Source organism: Blastocatellia bacterium (assembly GCA_025054955.1).
Classification (GTDB): Bacteria; Acidobacteriota; Blastocatellia; order HR10; family J050; genus JANWZE01.
This window is the reverse complement of record JANWZE010000063.1, coordinates 1-23,828: the sequence shown is the minus strand read 5'-3', so window position 1 is coordinate 23,828 and position 23,828 is coordinate 1. Positions and strand designations below refer to the sequence as shown.

General features: G+C 56.7%; 15 protein-coding genes. 14 read left to right on the top strand and 1 reads right to left on the bottom strand.

Features of this window, described 5'->3' with window-relative positions; translation table 11 throughout:
* The first annotated feature begins 781 nt into the window (after positions 1-781).
* From NZ823_09130 to lnt, 4 genes are all read left to right on the top strand, one after another.
* Positions 782-2,125, top strand: a complete 1,344-nt coding sequence (locus NZ823_09130; protein ID MCS6805287.1) for a nodulation protein NfeD — start codon at positions 782-784, stop codon at positions 2,123-2,125.
* A gap of 109 nt (positions 2,126-2,234) precedes the next feature.
* Positions 2,235-3,032: a slipin family protein gene (locus tag NZ823_09125; protein MCS6805286.1), complete on the top strand. Its 798-nt coding sequence runs from the start codon at positions 2,235-2,237 to the stop codon at positions 3,030-3,032.
* Positions 3,033-3,972: 940 nt separating this feature from the next.
* Complete coding sequence (locus NZ823_09120; GenBank protein MCS6805285.1) at positions 3,973-4,626, top strand: SPOR domain-containing protein; 654 nt, start codon at positions 3,973-3,975, stop codon at positions 4,624-4,626.
* A gap of 91 nt (positions 4,627-4,717) precedes the next feature.
* Positions 4,718-6,268, top strand: a complete 1,551-nt coding sequence (gene lnt, locus NZ823_09115) for an apolipoprotein N-acyltransferase (protein MCS6805284.1) — start codon at positions 4,718-4,720, stop codon at positions 6,266-6,268.
* 132 nt (positions 6,269-6,400) lie between these two features.
* On the opposite strand, the gene NZ823_09110 is transcribed toward lnt, so the two are convergent.
* Positions 6,401-7,480: a rod shape-determining protein gene (locus NZ823_09110; GenBank protein MCS6805283.1), complete on the bottom strand. Its 1,080-nt coding sequence runs from the start codon at positions 7,478-7,480 to the stop codon at positions 6,401-6,403.
* A gap of 698 nt (positions 7,481-8,178) precedes the next feature.
* On the opposite strand from NZ823_09110, the gene NZ823_09105 reads away from it, so the two are divergent.
* The 10 genes from NZ823_09105 to NZ823_09060 all read left to right on the top strand — a co-directional run.
* A complete protein-coding gene (locus NZ823_09105; protein ID MCS6805282.1) occupies positions 8,179-11,064 on the top strand; it encodes a penicillin acylase family protein in 2,886 nt (961 codons plus the stop codon).
* 120 nt (positions 11,065-11,184) lie between these two features.
* Positions 11,185-11,931 (top strand): HAD family hydrolase, encoded by a 747-nt coding sequence (locus tag NZ823_09100; protein MCS6805281.1) that lies wholly within the window; start codon positions 11,185-11,187, stop codon positions 11,929-11,931.
* Between the two features lie 20 nt (positions 11,932-11,951).
* On the top strand, positions 11,952-13,289 hold the full coding sequence (locus tag NZ823_09095) for a mechanosensitive ion channel family protein (protein MCS6805280.1): 1,338 nt from the start codon (positions 11,952-11,954) through the stop codon (positions 13,287-13,289).
* 223 nt (positions 13,290-13,512) lie between these two features.
* A complete protein-coding gene (locus NZ823_09090; GenBank protein ID MCS6805279.1) occupies positions 13,513-13,995 on the top strand; it encodes a (2Fe-2S)-binding protein in 483 nt (160 codons plus the stop codon).
* A gap of 42 nt (positions 13,996-14,037) precedes the next feature.
* Positions 14,038-16,362, top strand: coding sequence for a glyceraldehyde dehydrogenase subunit alpha (cutA, locus tag NZ823_09085; GenBank protein MCS6805278.1), 2,325 nt, complete (start codon positions 14,038-14,040; stop codon positions 16,360-16,362).
* A gap of 13 nt (positions 16,363-16,375) precedes the next feature.
* Positions 16,376-17,242, top strand: a complete 867-nt coding sequence (locus NZ823_09080) for a xanthine dehydrogenase family protein subunit M (protein MCS6805277.1) — start codon at positions 16,376-16,378, stop codon at positions 17,240-17,242.
* Between the two features lie 4 nt (positions 17,243-17,246).
* Positions 17,247-17,792: a carbon monoxide dehydrogenase subunit G gene (locus tag NZ823_09075; GenBank protein ID MCS6805276.1), complete on the top strand. Its 546-nt coding sequence runs from the start codon at positions 17,247-17,249 to the stop codon at positions 17,790-17,792.
* Positions 17,793-17,862: 70 nt separating this feature from the next.
* The gene (locus NZ823_09070) at positions 17,863-18,276 is read left to right on the top strand and encodes a CoA-binding protein (GenBank protein MCS6805275.1); all 414 of its coding nucleotides are present in this window, start codon (positions 17,863-17,865) and stop codon (positions 18,274-18,276) included.
* Between the two features lie 80 nt (positions 18,277-18,356).
* The gene (locus NZ823_09065) at positions 18,357-19,538 is read left to right on the top strand and encodes a VCBS repeat-containing protein (protein MCS6805274.1); all 1,182 of its coding nucleotides are present in this window, start codon (positions 18,357-18,359) and stop codon (positions 19,536-19,538) included.
* Positions 19,539-20,277: 739 nt separating this feature from the next.
* Positions 20,278-23,828 (top strand): sigma 54-interacting transcriptional regulator (locus tag NZ823_09060; GenBank protein MCS6805273.1); only part of this gene is annotated, 3,551 nt, incomplete at its 3' end.

Sequence of the window (23,828 nt, the reverse complement as noted above, 5' to 3'; positions counted from 1 at the left end):
ACGAAACACACGAATCTCACGAAAGAATTGTATTTTCATCGTTCGTGGCGGACGCGGAGCTCATGCGCGATTCCTGACTTTATCTTTGGAGTGCGCCGGCAGAGCGAAGCGGCGACGGCGCTTTTGGTTCCAATACTCCGCGCCAGGCCAAAGCGGCGTCGCGCCCTTTGGGCTTGCCGCCGCACTCCAAAACGCATTCTCATCCGCTCCTGACTTTATCTTTGGAGTGCGCCGGCAGAGCGAAGCGGCGACGGCGCCTTCTTCCCGACACTCCGCACCAGGCCAAAGCGGCGTCGCGCCCTTTGGGCTTGCCGCCGCACTCCAAAACGCATTCTCATCCGCTCCTGACTTTATCTTGAAAATCGCCCACGAAACACACGAAGCTCACCAAAGAATTGTATTTTCACTGTTCGTGGCGTGTTGTTGCACATGGGTGATTGCTGAGAAAGGCCACGTTTGATGAAGCGACAGGAGAGCAGGAGCTGAACGTCCAAAAGAGTAGTCTACGGTTTCTGTGCGCGTATGGCATGACTCATAGCTGGTTTCCGCTGATCTGCGCAAGCAGCCTGCAAGATTGAGAGGGTTGGAGCGGCGCCGGTGTCGAGTTCGAATTTTTCTTGTTTGATAGCTCATTGGCCTTTCATTAAGCCCTCCGCTTGCAGGAGCAAGAGAGCTGGGGCTGCGCCACGTGTCAGGGCCTTGACGCGCCGACTCATCAACAACCTTGGCGACCGCTTGCGCCTGACGCTCCGCGTTGTTCTGTGCTACATTATAGATACCGATGAGAGCGATACGAACACTGTTGATGGCGCTTGCCGTCGTGCTGGCTTGTGTTGGGCCGGCGCGAGCCGAGATTGTGTTGTTAGATTTCAACGACGAAGTGCATCCTGGCAGCGCCCAATTAGTCACTCGGGCGATCCAGGTGGCGTCGCAGAATAACGCTGAAGCGCTAATCATTCGGCTGCGGACGCCCGGTGGGTTAGTCAGTTCCATGCGCGACATTGTCGAGCGCATCCTCACCTCTTCGGTCCCGATCATCGTGTATGTTGCGCCCAGTGGCGCGCAGGCGGCGTCAGCCGGATTTTTCATTCTCATGGCGGCTGATGTGGCGGCGATGGCACCAGGTTCCAATACGGGCGCGGCGCATCCGGTCGCCTTGGGATTGGATGAAGAACGTTATAAATCGCTATTCCAAAAGGCCGAAAATGATGCTGCCGCCTATGTTCGATCAATTGCTGAAAAGCGCGGTCGGAATATCACGCTGGCGGAAGCGGCGGTGCGCGAGAGTCGTTCGTATACGGAGACAGAAGCGCTCAAAGAAGACTTGATTGATTTCATTGCCAATGATTTGACTGATCTGTTACAGAAGCTGGATGGTTGGACGCTGAAACGCGTGGATGGTCGGGAAGTAACGCTGCGCACCAGTGGGCAGGCTGTCGTGCCCATTAAGCCGACGTTGCGCGAGCGATTGTTGAGTCTTTTGGCTGACCCGAACATTGCGCTCATTCTCGGCGCCATTGGTCTGTTGTGTTTGTATTTTGAGTTCAATAATCCGGGAGCGATTATTCCGGCTGTCGTGGGCGGGATTGCGCTGATTCTGGCGCTCTATGGATTCAACCTGTTGCCGATCAACTTGACCGGCGTCATTCTGATGATTTTGGCAATAGGATTATTCATTGCTGAGGCCAAAGTGCAGGGATTCGGTATCCTCGGCGCAGGGGGTGTCGTCTCGTTGGTCATTGGCGCGTTGATTCTGGTAGATGCGCCTGATCCGGCCATTCGGATTCGACCGGCCATCGCCATCGCCGTAGCGATTCCGCTGGCTGTGGCGCTCTACGTGATTCTGCGATTGGCATTGAAAAGTCGGAGCCAGAAGGTAGTGACCGGCGAGTTGGGGATGATCGGAAAGATCGGTGTTGCGCAAACGGAGATCAACCCTATTGGCCGCGTCTTTGTGCACGGAGAATTGTGGAATGCACGAGCTGAGGCGCCGATTGCGCCAGGCGCGCGCGTGCGTGTGACTGGGCTCAGCGGGTTGATGTTGCACGTCGAGGCGCTTGAGCCGTGGGTGCCCCCTCAACGCTTTGCTGTCACCGACGAAGCCGATGCAAGCCAGCAGCAATGAACGTTAAGAAGTCGCGGCTGCCGCCGATTGAGCCGATGTCGGCTGACGGGCAATCGGCGCTGATCCGTCCAACCCGCCTTATGGCGTCCATTTTTTGAGGAGGTGGATCATGATGCCTGGCATACAATTGGAGCAACTGGTTACCGGAATGTCGGTGGCGATCATTCTTTTGGTCGTTTGGGTACTAAGTTGGGTCAAGATCATCAATGAATACGAGCGGGGAGTTGTCTTCACGTTTGGTCACCTTCGCCCGCAGCCGCTTGGTCCGGGTATTCGATTTGTCATTGCGCCCTTTCAGCGACTCGTGCGCATTAGCATGCGAACAGTGGCGCTCGATGTTCCACCGCAGGATGTCATCACCAGAGATAATGTCAGCGTCAAGGTGAATGCCGTTATCTACTTTCGGGTGATTGATGCCAATAAAGCCGTGGTGGAAGTCGAGAACTACCTCTATGCCACGTCGCAACTGGCTCAGACCACACTCCGCTCCGTGTTGGGTGAAGTCGAGCTGGACGACCTGTTAAGCAAACGTGAAGAGCTGAATGCGCGATTGGCGGAAATCTTAGACCGGCATACTGACCCGTGGGGCATCAAAGTCAGCATGGTTGAAATCAAGGCCGTTGACTTGCCGCAAGAGATGATCCGCGCAATTTCCAAGCAGGCCGAAGCCGAGCGCGAGAAGCGAGCGAAAATTATTCATGCTGATGGCGAGTTGCAGGCTTCAGAAAAACTGACAGAAGCAGCAGCCCGCTTGGCCACGCAACCGCTCACCATTCAATTGCGCTACTTGCAGACGCTGACTGAAATCGGCGTTGAGAAGAACACGACGATTGTCTTTCCTTTGCCTGTCGAACTGATTTCACAATGGTTCGATCAATCGAAGGGCGCTGCGCATCGCTCAACCTAAAGCGGTTTGCGAATGGGCTTATGCTGGGAGGGCCTGCTTGCAGCGGGCCTGTGTTAGTTTGAGGGGAAGCACGCCCACAGGGGTGCGCTCTCAGGGATTTTCAAGGCAATCGCCCATGAGCTCCGCGCTCGCCACACCACAATGATAAGGACTCACACGGAGACACGGAGAGCACGGCAGCGGCGCTGGTTGGCCGGTCTTTGTGTTCTTAGTGTCTCCGTGAGGAAATTTTTCGCAGGAATCGCTTATATGCTGAGGCACGCCACGAAGCATGAAAATGGTCATTTTCGAAGGAATCGCCCATGAGCTCCGTGCTCGCCACGAAGCATGAAAATGGTTATTTGCAGAGGAGTCGGGCGGCCACGGCGAGCCGCCCGTACAGAGTGGCTGTGGCTCGCGTTTTTGCCAGGAAAGCGGGCAGGCCTGTATGGGGGCCTCGCTGTGGGCCCCCGCGTAGAATGCGTCTGAGCGGATAGAACCGAATTCTTCAACCCGCAATTGGTACTGTCCATCTGTGTTCAGCAGTGGTGTTTCCGAGGAATCGCTCAAATGTTATTTTCAGAGGAGTTGTTCATGTCGTGCGGGACGACGCCCAGAAACGATGAAAAACGCCACAGGCAGGAACGCCTGTGCCACTTTTTCAGAGGAGCCGTTTGAATTTGATGTGTCAATGCGCGGATGCAGGTTTCGCGCCAGAACAAGCTGCAACCTCTGGCCAACAGGTGACGGGCGCGTGGAATTTGTGATACATTTGCTGCCCCTTGTCAGCAGCAGCAAGGGCTTAGCCGGTCGGACAAGAACATCAGAGCCGCATGTCAAACGGTTGACTGGTTCTGGGATGAAAGGTTTGATCTCTGAGACGGAAGATGTGGAGTGGTTTCATCCTCACCAACGAACGCACATGAAACCGCTCTGCTAACAGTTTGATGGAGAACGCAGCATGGTCAAAAACGACTTATTGGATCGTCGCCAATTGATTATCTTGTTTATTGCCGGCGTGACGTTGTGCGCCCTGTTCTTTACCTTTGGTTTGTTTGTTGGTAAGTGGTCAGCGCAAGGGCCTGATGCAGCCACGCGGCTGGGATCGTCACGCTCACCGGCTCCGACCGGGCAAGAGCGCGCGCAGGCACCACGTGCACAGCGAGAGAGTGTGGCAGGCGGGTTGGTTTCTGCTTCTTCAGCCGACACAGCGTCAACATCATTGCCGGCTGATCGTCCGGGGCCATCGGCTCCCGCTGACGCTTCAGGTAAGCCAGCCGAATCGGCTGCATCTGCTGTGCCATCCGACTCGAGTCGAGGTGCCGCTTCCTCCAATGCCGGTGCTGCGTCTTCACCAACGCAGCAGGGCGTGGCAAGAAATTTCTCGGTTCGCGCTGGCGCCTTTGATCAGGCTCAGGAAGCCGAAGCGCTGGCCAGAACACTGCGCAGTCGTGGTTTTGTCAGCGCCTACACGGAGAAACAGCTCTCAGAATCGGGCGCGCCGCGCTTTGTTGTGATGCTCGGCCCGTGGGTTGATCGTGAGTCGGCTGTTCGCACGATGAATGAATTGCGCAATCAAGGCTTGTCCAACGTGACGATCATTGGGCAACCATGAGCCGATCACCCAATGTTCCTGTCATGACCTCTTCAATAGCAGACCTCACGGCCACGATGCCTTGTTGACCTCCCCAGTCGCTGCTCTACCGATGCCAGATTTGATTCGAGCATGGACTCCCTTCGGGCTGAGTTTGCTCACGTCGGTCTTCACAATCCTTGCGTTTCAAGATTTCAACCTCTGGTATCTGGCTTGGCTGAGCCTGACGCCGCTATTGGTAGCAGTGGGAACGCAGCCGTTGACTGTGAAGAGCAGTTTTCTTTATGGCCTATTAGCCGGCAGTGTGTTCTTTTATGGCAGTTGTTATTGGATCACTTATCCGATGATTCATTATGGCGGTATCGCGCCTTGGCTCGCTTACGGGCTAGCGGCTATTCCGGTGATAGTTTCCGGGGCATTTTGGGGCGGTGTGACAGCCGGCCTCAGATTGGCTATCCTCCGAGGCGGAAGAAGCGGTTACTGGCTAGCGCCTCCCCTGTGGGTTGTCATGGAGTGGTTACGACTTCAGGTGACAGGGATGGGATGGAATGCGCTCGGATACAGTCAAGCCTTTGCTCCGTCAACCATGCAGTATGCGCGGTGGACAGGGGTCTACGGCGTCAGTTTCATGTTGGTGATGGTAGCGACGCTGCTGGCTCTCTTAGCGCAGGTGGGCTTGAAACGGCAACTGCATCGGCGTTGGTGGAAGTTGCTTGCTTGCGTCTTCGCGCTCATGCTGGCGTTCATGTGGACAAGTTGGCGTTGGCGACCGCCCCATTGTTCGCAGCAGAGCGGGTTGCGTGTCGTCGCCATTCAGCCCAATACCGACGTGGCAAGCCATGCCGATCCGATGGTACTTCAGGCCAGTTTCGAGCAACTGCTGAGCTTGACCTACCAAGCTATTGCTGCCGACCCGTTATCACCTGATTTGATCATTTGGCCTGAGTCGCCCTTGGCCATTTCACCCGTCTACTCGCCTCAGTTGTGGGTGCAGACTCGCCAGCTCGTTGAGCGATTCGGAATACATCTGCTGCTGAACATCATCGGTCACACACCGCCTGATCAGATACACAATAGCGTTGCCGTTCTGGCTCCAGATGGAACGCTCCTCTCGGAATATCGAAAAATTCGGTTGATGCCGTTTGGCGAATACGTTCCGCTGCGTGACGTGCTGCCGTGGCTGGATCGGGTATCGGCCTTGGTCGGTGATTTCACGCCGGGGCATGAGTTCACGCTGACGCCGATAGCGCATGAACGGATCGGCAGTTTCATCTGCTCTGAATCGGCTGAGCCGAGCATTGCCCGCCACCTGACCCGACGCGGCGCAACGTTATTGATTGAAGTGACCAATGACGCCTGGTTCGGTCCGACGGCAGGCGCGAACCAGCATTTGGCACATGCCATTTTTCGCGCTGTTGAAAATGCTCGGCCGCTGATTCGTGTGACTAATAGCGGCGTGACCGTGTTGATCGAGCCCGACGGTCAACTGATCGAGCCGACGGGATTGTTTGAAACGGCCATCAGGCAATGGACGATTGACTCGTCGGCGTTGGCAGCCACCGAGACCGTTTACACACGATGGGGCGATTGGTTTGTGATCGCGTGCGGGCTCGCTTGCTTGATGATCTTGGCGCGGGCGCAGAGGAAACCGTCGGTAGCGTGAGCCGACTCTTCATCAATTGACGCGCGACGCGCGCGGGTTGAACCGATCAATCATTGAAGGGTTGATGCACGCCCTCAATCATTCGCTGATACAGTCCTGGCTTGGTGTTGGCCGAGGCTGCTCCGGTGGCATTCACTCGGTAGCGGTCAGATATTCGCGCCACCACGACACATCTTCTCGACGGATGATCTGGCGCAGCAATCGTGCATCATCGAAGAACCGCCCCATGCCCAGGACGACAGCTTGCGTGGGATTTTCGGCGACTCTCACGGGCACTTTCAAATCCTCTTCCATACGTTTTTGCATGCGGGCCAGCAGGGCTGTGCCGCCAGTCAGTGTGATGCCATGCGTGAGCACATCGCCGGCCGCTTCAGGCGGCAGTTCTTGCATGGACTGCTCAACCACGGCCAACATTTTTTTCAGGATCGGTTGAATAGCTTCGTAGACTTGTTGGTGGGTGACGGTGACGCTGGCCAGCCGATGCTGGGGTGAGCCAGAAGCGTCCAGCAGCCGACCGGTGACTTTTGTCTCTTGTTGCGGGTCCAGCAGCATGGCTGCTCCCAGCTCGAGTTTGACGCGCTCGGCTGTTCGTTCACCAATGATCAGCTCATGTGTTTGTCGGACCATCTGCATGATCGCTTCGTCCATGTCCAGCCCGCCAATGCGCTCAGAGCGAGAAAAGATGATGCCAGAGCGAGCCACCACGGCGACGCTGGTGGTGCCGCCGCCTAGGTCCACAACCATCGTTGCTTCTGGGCCGGTCAGTTTGACGCCGGCGCCGTGTGCCGCTGCCAGGCCTTCTTCGACCAAATAGACGCGACCGACATTGGCGCCGTGCACAGCTTCGCGCACGGCGTTGCGTTCCACCTCAGTGGCGCTGCTGGGCACACCGATGATGACGCGGCGGCTCAGCCGACCACGAATACCACGCGCTTTGCGGATGAAGTGCTCCAGCATCATTTGCGTCAGGTTCAATTCAGCGATGACGCCATGCTGCACCGGACGAACGACGCGCACGCCTTCCGCTTCGCGTCCAACCATCTCTAATGCTTCTGTGCCAACGGCCACCACTTCTTCGTTGACTTCGTCAATGGCCACCAACGATGGTTCACTGACGGAAATGCCACGCCCACGGCGATAGATCATCGTATTGACTGTGCCTAAGTCTATAGCGAGGTCAGCCGTAATCAGATCAAGACCTGGAATTTCCATATCCTCACAACTTCCCTTGATGATCCCGGTCGGTTCTCTCTCCGAAGGGAGAGATACTATATCCTGAAAGCCAACTCGATTCAAACAAACTTGCTCGCAAAGTTTTTGTCGTGGCTCATACCAATTGCAGGAGGAAAAGACCGTGTTCTTTGTAGGTGTCCCCGTGCGAACGCCCGTTGACCCCAAGCAGCAGCGGCGGCAGCCGCCCAGACGGTGGTAGCCGGACGTGCAACGTCTGGGTGGGCATCATTCCCAATCCATCACGCCTTCAAAAGCGCCACTCGTTCCCTCATCGGCTCGTTCATGCTGTCCAATTGCAGGCCACACGCGCGTCGCTCTGGCGCGTCTGCAACGCGCCAAGATGGTTCGCTCTGCTGTTCCAGACGTTGCACGTCTGGTACCTTCGCAGGCGCCGCTGGCGCGGCTGAGATGAAACGAGCGTGGCATGGGGAGTGTACCAAATGCGAATACAAGATCGAAGACTGCTGCTTGACAAGTGCTGCTCCGGCTCTCCATGTCGCTTCATCACGCATGGCCTTTCTCCCGACTATTGATATAACCATGTGGTGATGCAGTGGTGGGAAATTTGCTTGACACTGCTTGGGAGCGTCAATATGCTTGAGCCTCCATCCCGAACGTTGAGTCTATCGAGGAGGGTTTGGTGGAGTTTGTCATCCTGAAACAAAGAGAGGAGGCTTATGAAAAGACAGATTTGGTTGTTGACGTTTGTGTCACTCTTGATCGTGATGTTTGTTCCATGGAGCTTCACGCTCAAGAGCGGGCAAGCCACGACCGTCCAATCAGTGACATTGAGCGGACTGCGTGCGCCTGTCCGTGTGGTGCGTGATTCCAATTATATTCCGCACATCTACGCTGAAAACGATCATGACGCTATTTTCATGCTGGGTTATTTGCATGCGCAGGATCGTTTCTTTCAGATGGATGTTCGTCGGCGGCAGGTGAGCGGTCGGTTAGCGGAACTGTTTGGGCAAGGCGCGCTCAGTTCAGACATTCAGCTCCGGACGCTTGGGCTGGATCGCGCGGCGCGTGAATCATTCGCGTCGTATGGACGGCCCATGCAGGCGTTGTTTCAAGCTTATTCCAACGGTGTCAATGCCTGGCTGAACGATTCCAGTCAACCGTTGCCGCCCGAATATCGGGCGTTGGAAATCTCCCGGCAAGCGATTCCGGCCTGGACGCCAATTGACAGCATCAACGTCGGTAAAGGCTTGGCCTTTTCGCTCTCCAACTCGATCAGCGAAGAGATCAATTTGTCGTTGAGTTTGAGCGCGTATCAAAGCGCCGGTGATAACGCTGGCTTTGACGGGACGCTGTTGTTTTTTGAAGATGTTTTTCGCTCGGCGCCGTTTGATCCGACGGTCTCGCTTCCGGGCTTCATGCCCAAAGCGAAGATTCAATCCAGCAGCAAGCTGAATAAGATGTTGATTGACTCGCTGCGACGATTGCCTCAGGTGATGACGCCGGCCGTGCGACAATTGGCGCAGGAATATCTGAATGAAATCAATAGCTCCCCGTATGTGCGTGAGCTGTTTGATCGTCGCGCGGCTGACATTGGCAGCAACTGGTGGATCATCAGCGGGCGCAACACGACCACCGGCCATCCAATGTTGGCCAGCGACCCGCATCTGGCCTTAGATACGCCGCCCATTTGGTACGAAGCGCATTTGATTGTTTCCAACGACCCTGAGTTCGGGCCGATGAATGTTAACGGTGTGACGTTGGCCGGCGCGCCGGGCGTTGTGCTGGGATGCAATGACCGCATTTGTTGGGGGGCGACTGTGAATCCATTGGATGTGACCGATGTCTACCTGGAAGAACTGCGAAACGGGCCTGATGGATTTCCCGCGTTTACCGTCTTTGAGGGACGTGAGGAGCCGCTGGTGTTGATTCCGCAGAAATATCTGGTCAATCGCGTTGGTGATGGTGTTGTTGACAATCTGGTTCGCGCCAATGTGGGTCCGGCAGAAGGTGGCGTCACGTTGGTTGTGCCACGGCGCAACAATGGTCCGATTGTGCGCGTCTTGTTTGGCGCGTTGGGATTGAGCGTGCAATATACGGGGTGGCGTTCGACGCTGGAATTCGACGTGTTCCGTCAATGGGCGCGGGCGCGCAATCTGGATGATTTCAAGCGGGGCTTGGAGAGCTTTGACTTTGGCAGCCAGAATTGGGCCTATGCTGATGTGGATGGCAACATCGCCTATTTCACGACAGTGGAAGTGCCTGTGCGCGAGGATTTGCAAGCCGGCATGATTGACGGTGTCCCGCCGTTCTTGATCCGCGATGGCACACACGGCGCGCGAAACGAATGGTTGCCCGTGCAAAATCGTCAGCCCGGCCAATCGTTGAATTACGAAATCCTGCCGGCCAATGAGTTGCCCAATGCGGTCAATCCGCCGCAAGGTTATATTGCCAATGCCAATCAGGACCCGATTGGCACGACCTTGGACAATAACCCCTTGAATCAACTCCGACCCAATGGCGGGATTTACTACCTCAATGTTGGGTATGATGGCGGCTTCCGTCAGGGACGTGTCGTGCGACTGATTGAAGCGTCGCTGGCCGGCGGCAATAAGATTTCGCTTCGTCGGATGCAGCGGATTCAAGCCAATGATCAGATGCTCGATGCCGAGATTCTGACGCCGTACATTCTGGCTGCATTCAATAACAGCGCCGATGCCCCCGGCGAGCTGGGCGCGCTGTACAACGATCAACGCATCATTGATGCTGTAGCGAGGTTGCGGCGCTGGGATTTCAGCACGCCCACCGGCATTCGTGAAGGGTATGATCCGGGCGATGACCCTGACAATTTACCCGAACCGTCGCGTGAAGAAATACGCCACAGTGTGGCCGCCACGATCTACAGCGTGTGGCGCGCGCGCATCATCGCCAATACGATTGACGCGGTGCTGACCGAGCTTGGCCTGCAAAATAATTTGCCGGGCAGCGATCAAGCGTTAGCCGCATTGCGCCATCTGCTGGACAACTTCGAGACCAACAAAGGCATTGGCGCTTCGGGCATCAACTTCTTCCGCGTGCCTGGAGCGCCGACACCGGAAGCGGCACGCGATACGATTATTCTACGCAGTCTGCGTGAGGCGCTCGATTTGCTGGCCAGCAGCACATTCGCGGCGGCGTTCGGTCGTTCAACCAATCAAGAGGATTATCGCTGGGGCCGTCTGCACCGCATCATCTTTGATCACCCGTTGCGTGGGCCGTTCGATATTCCGCCCGCGGCTGGGTTTTCCAATGTAAGCAGTCAGTTGCTTGGCGTCGCCCGCAATGGTGGATTCCAAGTGGTCAATGCGTCGTCCCACAGCGCGCGAGCGGCCTCCGTCAATGCGTTCATGTTCGGCAGCGGCGCCTCGCGTCGCATTGTCGCTGATATGGACCCTGCCGGCGTCATCGCATTTCAGATCATCCCCGGCGGTCAGAGCGGCGTGCTTGGCAGCCCGTTCTATGCCAACATGCTTGGCCGTTGGTTGACCCATCAGTACCATCGCGTTCTGTTATCGCCCGGACAGGTCCAAAGCGATGCAGTTTCCGAACAGGTTTACACGCCCTAGTCACACTGTCACGTTGGGGCGAGTCGGTCTGGCTCGTCCCAACGGTTCGTTAGACTGATTTTTGACGTTATCGCTGAAGTCCACGCGATTGCATGGTCGAATGCTGCGTCAGGCGCGTTGATGCCTCGTTATCAGGCCATTCTGTTTGATCTGTTCGACACGCTCGTTGATCTTCGTGTCGAGCAATTGCCGTTGGTGACGTTTCGTGGCTTGTCGCATCGTTCGACTGGCCTACTGCTTTATCAGGCCCTCCAACAACATTATCCGAACATCCCGTTCAGTCAGTTTTATGAGGTCTTTTTTGAAACCTATCAACGACTCGATGAGCAACGCAATCGGACGCACCGTGAGATTCTCGCGCACGAGCGATTTCTCCAGATGCTCATGGAATTGGGCATTGCGGCGCCGTCGGCTGCGGTCATTGACCAGTTGGTTGAGGTTCACATGGAGCAGTTGTTTCGGGTGATGTCGTTTCCTGCAGAGCGGCGAACGATGCTGGACGCGCTTGGTTCTCAGTATCGCTTCGGCATTGTCTCCAACTTCGATCATCCGCCGACTGCCTATCGTGTGTTGGAGCACCATAAGCTGACTGGCTATTTTGATCCGGTTGTGATTTCCGGTGAAGTCGGCTGGAGAAAGCCGCATCCAGCGATCTTCCGGGCAGCTCTGGACAGGCTGAAGTTTCCGCCCGAACAGGTATTGTTTGTCGGTGACACGCCGTGGGCTGATATTGTCGGCGCGCGAGCAGTGGGCATGCCCGTCGTGTGGGTTGATCGTGGTAGGAAGACGCTCGACAACACTTGCCCCTCGCCTGATTACATCATCGCCGACGTTGAGCAGCTTGGCTCGGCGCTTGATCGTGGCTGACCAACTGGCCGTGTAATCTCATGCTCGATTCATTAACAGCTTGGCTCGGATTTGATGCGCGATATTTGATTGTTCCGCTGGCCGTCATCGTTGCGGGTGTCTTGCTTCGACTGATCATCCGGGTCTATTTGAAGGAGTGGGCGGCTCAGACAGAAACCAAGCTTGACGATACTATCGTGCAGCTTGTTGATCAGACCTTGCTCGTGTTGTTACTGATCACGGCGCTGTATGCCGTTACGTTTCTGTTGCCTTTGTCTGAATTGATCTTGTATTGGACTCGGCGCGTCCTGGTCGTGCTCGTCTTGTTGCGAGTGGTGTGGTTGCTCAGTCAGGTTACTTCGTTATGGTTAATGAATCTGTCAGACCGTCATCCCGAATGGGCATCGCATTTAACCCCCGTGCGACATGTGGTGAAACTTGTCTGGCTGCTCATTGGGGTGGCGCTGATCTTCAAGTACCTCAGGCTGACCATCACCGATATTGGCGTTCGATTTACCACGATCGTGGGCATTGGCATTGGCGCGTATGTCTTATTGAAAATGATTCGGCTGACGGTGGCTCGTCTGGAAGACTACGTGAAGCAGCGCGATCAGCTCCATCTGTCTGAGGCTCAGAAGCGAGCGCAGACGTTAGGCACGATCATCAACAGTGTTGCGGCCGTGCTGGTCATTGGCGTGGCCGTCATGATGGCGCTGAGTGAATTGGGCGTGGACGTCCGGCCGCTGATTACCGGCGCCGGCATAGCTGGGTTGGCGCTTGGCTTTGGCGCGCAACACCTGGTGCGAGACATCATCAGCGGTTTCTTCTTAATTCTTGAAGATCAGATTCGCATCGGAGATGTTGTGGTCATCAACAATGAAACCAGCGGCCTGGTTGAAGCGATTCGGTTGCGCACGCTGGTATTGCGCGACGTGGAAGGCGTGGTGCATATCATTCCTAACGGCGAGATCAAGCAAGTCTCTAATCGCACGAAGGAGTGGTCCCGCGCTGTGATTGACGTCGGCGTCGCTTACAAGGAAGATGTAGATCACGTGATGGCTGTGCTGAAACAGGTTGGGGAAGAGATGGCCGCTGACGAGGTGTTTGGGCCGCTCATCCTGGAGCCACTCCAGATTCTGGGTGTGAACGATTTGGCCAACTCGCAAGTGACCATCAGAATTTCTGTCAAAACGGCGCCACTGCGACAATGGGATGTGGGGCGAGAGTTGCGTCGTCGCATCAAGAGACGTTTCGATGAGTGTGGCATTGAGATTCCATTTCCTCATGTCAGCGTCTATTTTGGCGAGGCGAGTAAGCCATTTCGCGTCGCGCTGCGCCAAGATGCCGATCAAGTCGGCGGCGCACCTGGGCAGTCCTAAGTAGGTGGACAAAAGTTCCGGGACATTTTGGGGGACGGGACGTTTTGGCGGCAGTGACGTGTCACCGCGTTCCGGCCAAAGCTGCGACACGTCGCAGCACGCAAGAAAGCCACGAACTTTTGTCACGTTGCTTCGTCGGCTGCTGGAAATCGTCCCGGTTTGGCTTTTCTCATGCTGCGAGATGTGATAAGGTACTGCCCGTCTAACCAGGGAGGTTCGAGCCGTGAAACACACTGTCAAGATCACGATCAATGGTGTCTCATATCAACATGAGGTTGAACCGCGGTTGTTGCTGGTTCATTACATCCGTGATGTCGTCGGGCTGACCGGAACGCATATTGGCTGCGAGTCGAGCATTTGTGGCGCCTGCACAATTCTGCTCGATGGTCAGGCTGTCAAGGCGTGCACCCTCTTTGCCGTTCAGGCCGACGGCAAGCAGATCACAACGATTGAGGGATTGGCTTCGTCCGATACGCTTCATCCGGTGCAGGAAGGCTTCTGGGTCAAGCATGGATTGCAGTGTGGCTATTGCACGCCGGGGATGATTCTGGCCGCCTGTCAGTTGCTGCAGCGGCATCCTCATCCCACGGATGAAGAGATTCGACATGGCCTCGAGGGGAATCTCTGCCGGTGCACCGGCTACCAGCACATTATCGAGGCGGTCAAATATGCTGCTGAAAAAATGGCGGCTGGCCCGGCGGCCTGACCGGCTGCTCTGGATCAACGCTCTTCTTGCAGGAGAAATCCTATGGCGAACAAGTTCGTTGGACAACCCGTGAAACGAACCGAAGACCCACGACTGATCACCGGCACATCGCATTATGTGGATGACATCCGATTGCCGGAGATGCACTATGTCGCCATCGCGCGCAGTATCTATGCCCATGCCAAACTCAACCGCGTGGATGTCGAAGCGGCCCGCCGCGCGCCCGGCGTCGTAGCCGTGGTGACGGGTGACGACCTGAAAGGAAAAATCGGCCCTGTTCCATGTGCCTCGTCGTTTCCCGGATTGAAAACGCCGCATCATCCGGTGCTGGCTCAGGGCAAAGTCTGTTACGTCGGCGAGCCAATCGCTGCGGTGGTGGCAACGGATCGTTATGCCGCCCGTGATGCGCTGGATTTGATCGAGATTGATTACGAGCCGCTCGACGCCGTGGTCAATCCCGAACAGGCGATGGAGCCAGGCGCGCCCGTCATTCATCCTGAGCTGGGCGACAATATCGCCTATACGATGACGGTCAATGGCGGCTCGGACATCAATGAAGCGTTTGCCAAAGCTGACCGCGTCATCAAGCAACGGATGGTTAATCAGCGATTGATTCCCATCGCGATGGAGCCTCGCGGCGCTGTCGCGCAGTACTTGTCCGGCGAACATCAATTGACGCTCTGGTCTTCGACGCAAATTCCACATCTGCTCCGTACACAAATCGCGTTGATGATCGGCATGCCGGAGAATCGCGTCCGGATCATCGCGCCGGAAGTGGGTGGCGGCTTCGGGAGCAAACTCAACGTCTACGGTGAAGAGGCGCTCGTTTGCTACCTGGCCATGCAACTGAAAAAGCCAGTCAAATGGATTGAGAGTCGGCGTGAAAACATGCTCAATACCATTCATGGCCGCGCGCAGATCAATGAAGTGGAGTTAGCAGTCAAAAATGATGGGACCATCTGCGGGCTGCGCGTCAAGACGATTGGCGACCTGGGCGCGTACTTCCAACTGCTGACACCGGCCATCCCCACGCTCACCGGCTTGATGCTGTCGGGGCCTTACAAAATTCCTGCAATTGCTCACGAAATCATCGGCGTCATCACCAACACCATGGCGACCGATGCCTATCGCGGCGCAGGTCGGCCTGAAGCAACCTATTTGCTCGAGCGGATCATGGATGTGATGGCCGCTCAGTTGAATCTTGATCCGGTCGAAGTGCGCAGGAAAAACTTCCCTCAGCCGGATGAATTCCCATTCACCACGGCCACCGGCTTGACGTACGATAGCGGCAACTATCAAGCAACCCTTGATCGCGCCCTGCAGATAGCCGACTATGCTCAGCTTCGACAGGAACAGCAACAGCGGCGCGCGCGCGGCGAATATATGGGCATCGGGCTGTCTACCTATGTGGAAATTTGCGCGCTCGGCCCTTCCTCGGCCATGCCAGCCGGCGGATGGGAAAGCGCTACCGTGCGGCTGGAGCCAACAGGCAAGGTCACCGTGTTGAGTGGCGCGTCGCCGCACGGTCAAGGGCAAGAAACGTCATTTGCTCAGATCGTCGCCGATGAACTCGGCGTGCCGATGGAAGACATCCTGGTTCTTCATGGCGACACGTCGGTCGTGCAATATGGCATTGGGACGTTTGGCAGTCGCGCCACGGCTGTGGGCGGCACCGCTGTCTTGCAAGCTGTCCAACAGATCAAAGAGAAGGCTCGTCAATACGCCGCTCATCTGTTGCAGGCAGACGCCGGCGACCTCGTCTTTGACAATGGTGTGTTCGCGCTGGCCGGCGACCCGGAAAAGAAGATCACGATTCAACAGATCGCGCTGGAAGCCTACACATGCAAAAACCTACCACCGGGCACGACGCCGGGCCTGGAAGCGACGCGCTTTTTCGAACCAAGCAATTTCACCTTCCCATTTGGCGCTCATCTGGTCGTCGCAGAAATTGACAAGGAAACCGGCCACGTCAAGTTATCCAAGTATGTGGCCGTTGATGACTGTGGCCGGGTCATCAATCCGCTGCTGGTGGATGGGCAGATTCATGGAGGCATCGCGCAATCCATCGGGCAAGCTCTGCTGGAAGAAGCCATCTATGACGATTTCGGTCAACTGCTCACCGGCGAGCTGACCGATTATGCCATTCCCAAGGCGGCTCATATTCCCTGGTTTGAAACGTCGCGCACGGAAACGCCTTCACCGGTCAATCCGCTCGGCATCAAAGGCGTTGGCGAGGCCGGTACGATTGGCGCCACACCCGCCATTGTCAACGCCGTCGTTGATGCGCTGGCGCCGCTCGGCGTGCATCACATTGATATGCCGTTGAAGCCGGAGAAAATCTGGCGATTGCTGAGAGCGTCCCATTGAGGAGGAACCGACGATGATTCCCACGCCGTTTGAATATCTCAAACCAAGCACACTAGCCGAGGCGCTGAATTTACTGGCGACACACGGCGAGCAAGCGAAACTCCTGGCCGGTGGTCATAGCTTGATTCCGCTGATGAAGTTTCGGCTGGCATCGCCGCATTATCTGATTGATCTTGGTGGCATCGCCGATTTGCGCTATATCAGCGCCGACGGTGACCAAATCGCCATCGGTGCGATGACCACACATCATGCGATTGAAAGCTCAGCCTTGCTCAAGCACTCGTGTCCGCTGCTTTCGGAAGCGGCAGCCGCCATTGGCGATGTGCAAGTACGAAATTGCGGGACCATCGGCGGCAGCTTGGCGCATGCCGATCCAGCCGGTGATTTTCCGGCAGCGGTGCTGGCCTTGTCAGCGCGTTTGAAAGCAGTCAGTTCACGCGGTGAACGGTGGATTCACAGCGACGATTTCTTCATCGGGTTGCTGACAACCGCGTTGCAATCGGATGAAATCTTGACGGAGATTCGTGTGCCAGTTGATCCACCTCGAACAGGCGCGGCTTACCTGAAAGTGCCGCAGCCGGCATCGGGTTTCGCGTTGTGTGGCGTGGCTGCGCGCGTCACGGTGGACGCGCAGCAAGTTTGTCAAAGCGTTGCCATCGGCATAACAGGCGTTGGCCCGACAGCCTATCGGGCTAGAGCCGTTGAGCAACAGTTGCAAGGTCAAACGCTCGATGATGCGGTGATCAGCGCCGCCGCCGAGCATGCTGTGGATGGCGTTGATCCCTCCGAGGACATTCACGCTTCATCGGAGTATCGCGCTCATCTAGCCAAGGTCTACACGCAACGCGCCATCCAAACCGCTCTATCGCGGGTTCCCTGACACTATGAAGTTGCATGGCGAGCATCACGTGAACGCTTCACCGGATCAGGTGTGGCAGTTACTGGTTGACCCCGACGTGTTGAAACGATGCACGCCGGGATGTGAGCGGCTCGATCAGATTGAAGCAAATACCTACGAAGCGGCACTACAACTGGGCATCGGCGCTATCAAAGGGAAGTACACCGGGCGCATCCGGCTGGAGGAGCTGCGACCGCCGGCGCATTTGAAGATGAGCGTGGATGGCCGAGGCACGCAGGGCTTTGTCAAAGGCAACGGCACGTTGGAACTGACTGCCCTGGACAGCATGACCAAGATCGTGTATTCCGGCGATGTGCAACTGGGCGGGCCGCTGGCCGGCATTGGACAACGCTTGATTCAAAGTTCGGCCACGGTCATTGCTGGACAGTTTTTCACGGCGCTTGATGCAGAGATCGCAGCCCGGCGTAAGGCAGCAACGACCGGCGCTCCGGTGACGCCGCCATCCCATGGCATCGTGCGAACCTTTCTTCGCTACCTCTGGGGACTGATCAAACGTCTCTTTGCTTCTTGAGGTCATTTTGCCAATGTCGCAGTCATTTTTTGCCGATCGTGCATCTAAGTTGCTCGAAGGATGATGACAGATGGAGATCAACAGTCTGGAGACGATACAAAGAATTTTGACTGAATGTAAAACCATCGCCGTTGTGGGATGTTCATCCAAGCCGAATCGTCCCAGTTACGGCGTAGCCCGGTACATGCAATCAGTCGGTTACCGGATTATTCCGGTCAACCCGAATGAGAGCGAGGTGCTTGGAGAACGCGCCTATCCGCATCTGCGGGCTGTGCCTGAGCCGATTGATCTGGTGGATATTTTTCGACGCTCTGAGTGCGTTGCGCCTGTGGTCGAGGAAGCCATTGACCTGGGCGTCCGCGCGATTTGGATGCAGGAAGGCGTCTATCATCAGGCAGCAGTGGAAAAGGCCGTGCGGGCTGGTTTGCTTGTTGTTGTAGATCGTTGCTTACTGAAGGAGCACATGAAACGAGGCCTGCTCTAACCCGCAGCATTGCTGCCAAAGCCCGGCAGGGAACCTGATTCGGACGGTCCCTGAACAATTCATCAATCAAGGAGTGAACGATGAAGAAAATCGTCATCATGGTGAGTTTCTCTTTGACGTTGCCATTTCTTATCGGTGTGGGCGGCTGGCCGACAACATGGCTGACACCAGTGCAAGCCGTTCAACGGCCAAAGCCAGGCCAGCCAACTCAACCGGGTCAGCCCAGTCGCTCGCGTGATCTGGTCATTGGCGGACAACCGATGGGCATCGTCGCTGCCGATTTTAATAACGACGGGATTCCAGAGGTGGCCGTTGCCGACCAGAGCAATAACGTCGTGGTTGTGGCATTGAACAATCGCGGCGCGCAGTTGCATCGTCCGCGAAGTTTTGCTGTCAATCGCGGGCCAGCAGCCGTCGTGGCTGCCGACTTCAACCTGGATGGCAAGCTGGACCTCGGCGTGGCAAATTCTTATTCCGATGACGTCTCAGTGTTGATCGGCGAAGGAGACGGCACATTTGCGCCGGCTCGTCATTATCCGGTCGGCGCCACGCCAACGGCGATTGTGGCTGCCGACTTCAACCACGATGGCTTGCCCGATGTGGCAACCTGCGATCAGGTGTCGGATTCCGTCTCCGTTCTCGTCAACAAAGACAAAGGCGAAACGTTCGTCCGAACCGTTTATCACGTGGGCAATGGTCCGACTGACCTTGTGGCCGCTGACTTCAATAATGATGATCGCACGGACATCGCCGTCGCCAACCAGTTTTCCGGCGATGTGACAATTCTCAGGATCATCGCATTTCCCGTTGCTCGTACTGACACTGTGCACGCTGGCGGGACGAATCCATTCTCGATTGTCTCGGCAGATTTTGATCTGGACGGTCGCGCCGATTTGGCGGTGGGCAATCAAGGCAGTGGATTGGTCTCGATCCTGCTCAATTCAACTTCAGGGCGGCTGGTTCCCCGTCCCGCGTTGCCGGTCCCCAGCGGCATCATGAATGTGCATAGCGCTGATTGCAACAACGATCGAAGGTCTGACTTGGTTGTTGGCAGCTATCTAGCCAGTAGCATTAGCACCCATTGGGGACGCGGTGATGGCACCTTTGCCGGCCCACACACGCAATCAGCCGGCGGTCGCGTTCGCGGACTGGACATGGCCGATTTCAATCAAGACGGAGTGATGGACATCGCCGTCACCAAGCCGGACACAGGCGTTGTCTCGGTGCTGTTGATGGCCGGCAACGGCTCTACGTTGAAATAGTGCAATCAGTCTTTGTCGCTCTGCCTGCCGCCTGGCGGCGCACCGTTGACCGTTTGGTCAAAAGCAGCGGCTCGCTAGCTTCTCGCTGGCAACAGTGTGAGCAAGCTGACGCGCTCTGATGCGCGCCTGGGGTGATACCAGATGCAGCTAGAATTGTTATAGTGCCACTATTTGATAACATCCCTGCGTGTGGTGCGGAGGGTGTTTTGGCAGAAGATGATTAAACGCGGCTGGCAGCGGCGCTCGGTTGTCGGGGCGTCTCTTGGCGTGTGCCGCCGCTGACAAAAGTTCGATAACTACTGGCGCGGCTGGCTGCACATTGGCGTTTTTCTGTCGCAGCGGCGCTCGGTTGTCGAGGCGTCTCTCGGCGTGTGCTTCCGTTGACAATTCAATCAATAGCGACTGACGGTCTAGAGATGTGTAGATACCAATGGCGCACGCGCGTGCATCAGCCCGCAAAGTGCGGGGCCCTCAAGCCAAAGGCAATTGAAAATCGCTCTAAGGCTATCTAAAACTCTCGGCGTGGCCAGCAGGCGTGAGCACGGCGCTGTTTGTGCCAGATTGCGACGCCTGATCTGAGAGTGTATCTATTCGTGCGCTTGAGGCTGCTAGAGGCTCGCTTGCCGTCGCAGATTGCTCGGTCTCCGGTGACATCGTATACTGTGGCTCTACCTCGGAATTGAAGGCGTCGGTCCTGTACGTGAACAGAACCATGACAGGATCGGATCAGGGGTCTCGTATGAATCGCCAAATGGGCAGGGCAGCGGCGTCAATAGTGGTGGTTTTGCTCTTTGCCTTGGTAGACTGCCAACGCGCCCATGGCAAGCAGCGTCCGGTTCCATCGCGTGTAGCACAAGGCTACATTCAGACTGTCTGGACAACGGAAGACGGCTTGCCGCAAAACAGCGTCACAGCCATTCTTCAGAGTCGTGATGGTTATTTGTGGCTCGGCACGTTCGGCGGGCTGGTTCGCTTCGATGGCGTGAAGTTCACCGTCTTCACTGCTGGCAATACCAAAGGGCTGGAGAGCGAACGGATTCTGACGCTCTATGAAGATCGCCACGGTGTGCTCTGGATTGGCACCGAGCATGGCGGCCTCACGCGATATGCTCAAGGGGCGTTCACCACCTACCGCATGAAGGATGGCTTGCCCAGCGACAAAGTGCTGTCCCTCTCTGGCGGAGACAATGAAATATTATGGATCGGCACTGAGGATGGTCTCGTTCGGCTCCAGTCGGGCCGGTTTCAAACCTACACAACGAACGACGGTTTGCCTCATCGCGAGGTCCTGGCGCTGCATCAGGATCGTCAAGGGACGTTGTGGATTGGCACCCGAGGCGGGTTGAGTCAACTGACCGCCGAGGGCTTCCGAACATACACGTCTCGGGATGGCCTTCCCAGCAACATGGTGAATGTCATCCGTGAAGGCCGGGATCAAAGCCTTTGGATCGGCACCGGCAATGGCGTCGCTCGCCTGAAGGATCGCGCGATCACCCGGTTGAGCATCCCCGGCCAGCCGATAGGCGGTTCGAGAAGCCTCCACGAGGACGAGGAACAAACGCTCTGGGTTGGCAGCCACGATGGACTCGTGCTTGTGCAGAAGAACGGTCAAACCAGTCGCCAGGCCATTGCTCAGGTGTGGGCGATTTTCGAGGATCGCGAGAAGAACCTTTGGGTGGGGACCAATGGCGCTGGGCTTCACCGGTGGAGAAAGAGACAGCTCATCACCTACACGAGGGCGATGGGACTGGCAGGCGACAATCTCATCCCAATCACAGAGGACGGCGAGGGGAGCATCTGGATTGGCGCTCAGTGTGAGGGATTGAGCCAGTTCAAAGATGGAAGGTTCACCACCTATACCGACAAGCTGGGACTGCACAACCGCTGCGTTCGAACGCTGTTGACAGACCGGGATGGAAGCGTGTGGATTGGAACGGTTGGCGAGGTGGCTCATTTCAAGGATGGCGTCTTTACGCGGTATGGTCCTGAGCAGGGCTTGGCGAATGCTTTTCTCTGGTCCCTCTACCGGGATCGTCAGGGCACGCTCTGGGTCGGCACCGGCGGCGGCGGTCTCTACCGATTTGACAACGGACGCTTCACCACTTTTCGAGTCGCCGACGGTTTGGTGGATAACGATGTGCGATTCATCACTGAAGATCGGGAAGGAAACTTGTGGATCGGCACCGTCGGCGGGCTGAGCCGGTTCAAGGATGGCATCTTCACCAATTACACGACGCGGGATGGATTGTCGCACAACTTCATCCGGGCCATTCACGAGGATGCCGATGGAACGCTTTGGATTGGCACTTACGGTGGTGGCTTGAATCGGTTCAAGGGTGGGCGGTTTACTCCGATCACAACCAGAAACGGATTGTTCGACGATACCGTCTCGCGCATTCTCGAAGATGATCGTGGGAACTTTTGGATGAGCAGTAACCGAGGCATCTTCCGCGTCAGCCGGAAGGAGCTCAATGAATTCGCCGAGCGAACGCGGCGCGCCATCATCTCGGTGACTTATGGCGTCAGCGACGGCATGGAGAGCAGTGAATGCAACGGCGGCGGCCAACCGGCGGGCTGGAAAGCGCGCGACGGCAAGCTGTGGTTTCCGACGATCAAAGGGGCAGTCGTCGTTGATCCAACCATCATCAATGAGACGCCGCCGTTGATGGGAATCGAGCGGCTTGAAATTGACAAGCAAGCCGTGAGCCTCTGGAGCGCGATCACCGCGCCGCCCGGATCGGGAAATCTGGAGATTCACTACACGGGCCTGAGCTTTGTCGCATCGGAGAAAGTTCGGTTCCGGTATCAACTGGAGGGCTACGAACGTGAATGGATTGACGCTGGCGCGCGCCGCATTGCCTACTACACGAACATCCCGCCGGGCCGGTATCGCTTTCGCGTGATGGCGATGAATAACGATGGCGTCTGGAGCGAGTCGAGCGCCGACGTGGAGTTCACGCTGCGGCCTCACTTTTATCAAACCAGGTGGTTCTACGTCCTGATCGGCGCGGCGTTGGCGGTGATGGGCTGGGGCGGATACAGACTGCGGGTGAAGCAATTGGAGCGCCGTACGCGCCTGTTGGAAGCAACAGTGGCCGAGCGCACCGCCGAAGTCGTCGAGCAGAGAAACCGGCTGGAACAGGCTAACGCACTACTGGAACGGGCTAATCAGGACTTGTTATCAATTTTCAATGAGTGGCGTTCGGGCGTGCTGGCCACCGATGAGCAGGAGCGCATTACATTCTTGAATCACACGGCGGCCGGGTTGCTGAATTGCACCCTGCCGGAGGTCGTCGGTCAGCCCTGGGAGCAGGTCATTCCCCTGCTGGCGTCGGACATGGCGGCCTTGAAGGCGCTGGCGAGCCGCCCGCCCGAAGAGAGAGACAAGCTTTCGATTCAACTGCAAGACTCTCGCGGCCACCGCTACCGGATGGACATCGAGGTAAAAGACGATCCCCGCGACCGGCGACGAAAGATGTTCTTTCTCTATGATGTCTCAGCCCTCTCTGAGCAGCAGGCGCTGTTAATCGAGCAAGGCCGCTTCAATCAATTGATCGGCGCGAGCCTGCCGATGCTGATGCTCTACCAGCAGATTCAAGACTTGGCCAACCTGGATATGACAGTATTGATTCAAGGTGAAACCGGCACGGGCAAGGAATTGGTGGCGCGAGCCATTCATGAGCATAGCCACCGGCGGCAGAAACCGTTCATCGCCGTCAACTGTGGCGGATTGACCGAATCGTTGATCGAGAGCCGGCTCTTCGGGCATCGGCGCGGCGCATTCACCGGTGCGACCGCCGACCAGGAAGGCTTCTTTGAAGCCGCCGATGGCGGCACGCTGTTCTTAGATGAAATCGGCGATCTGCCGTTGAGTCTCCAAACTAGTCTGCTGCGTGTGCTCCAGGAAAAAGAAATCGTCCGCCTGGGTGAAACCAGGCCGCGCAAAATTGATGTGCGTGTCATCGCTGCCACCCACCGCGATCTGGAACAAGAAGTGGCCGCCGGACGGTTCCGTCAGGATTTGCTCTATCGGCTTCGGGTGGGGCAGATTCGACTAGCGCCGTTGCGCGAGCGCCGAGAGGATATTCCCCTGCTAGTTGCTTGGTTTCTCCGGCAGTTCAGTCTGATTGTCAACGCCGAGCCCAAGGAGGTGAGTCAGGGGGCGATGCAAACGCTGGTGACTTACTCCTGGCCTGGGAATGTGCGCGAGCTTAGGAGCGCCATCGAAATGGCTGCCGCCCGCTGCTCGGGTCCCGTCATCAGGGTGACTGACCTGCCAGAACACATCAC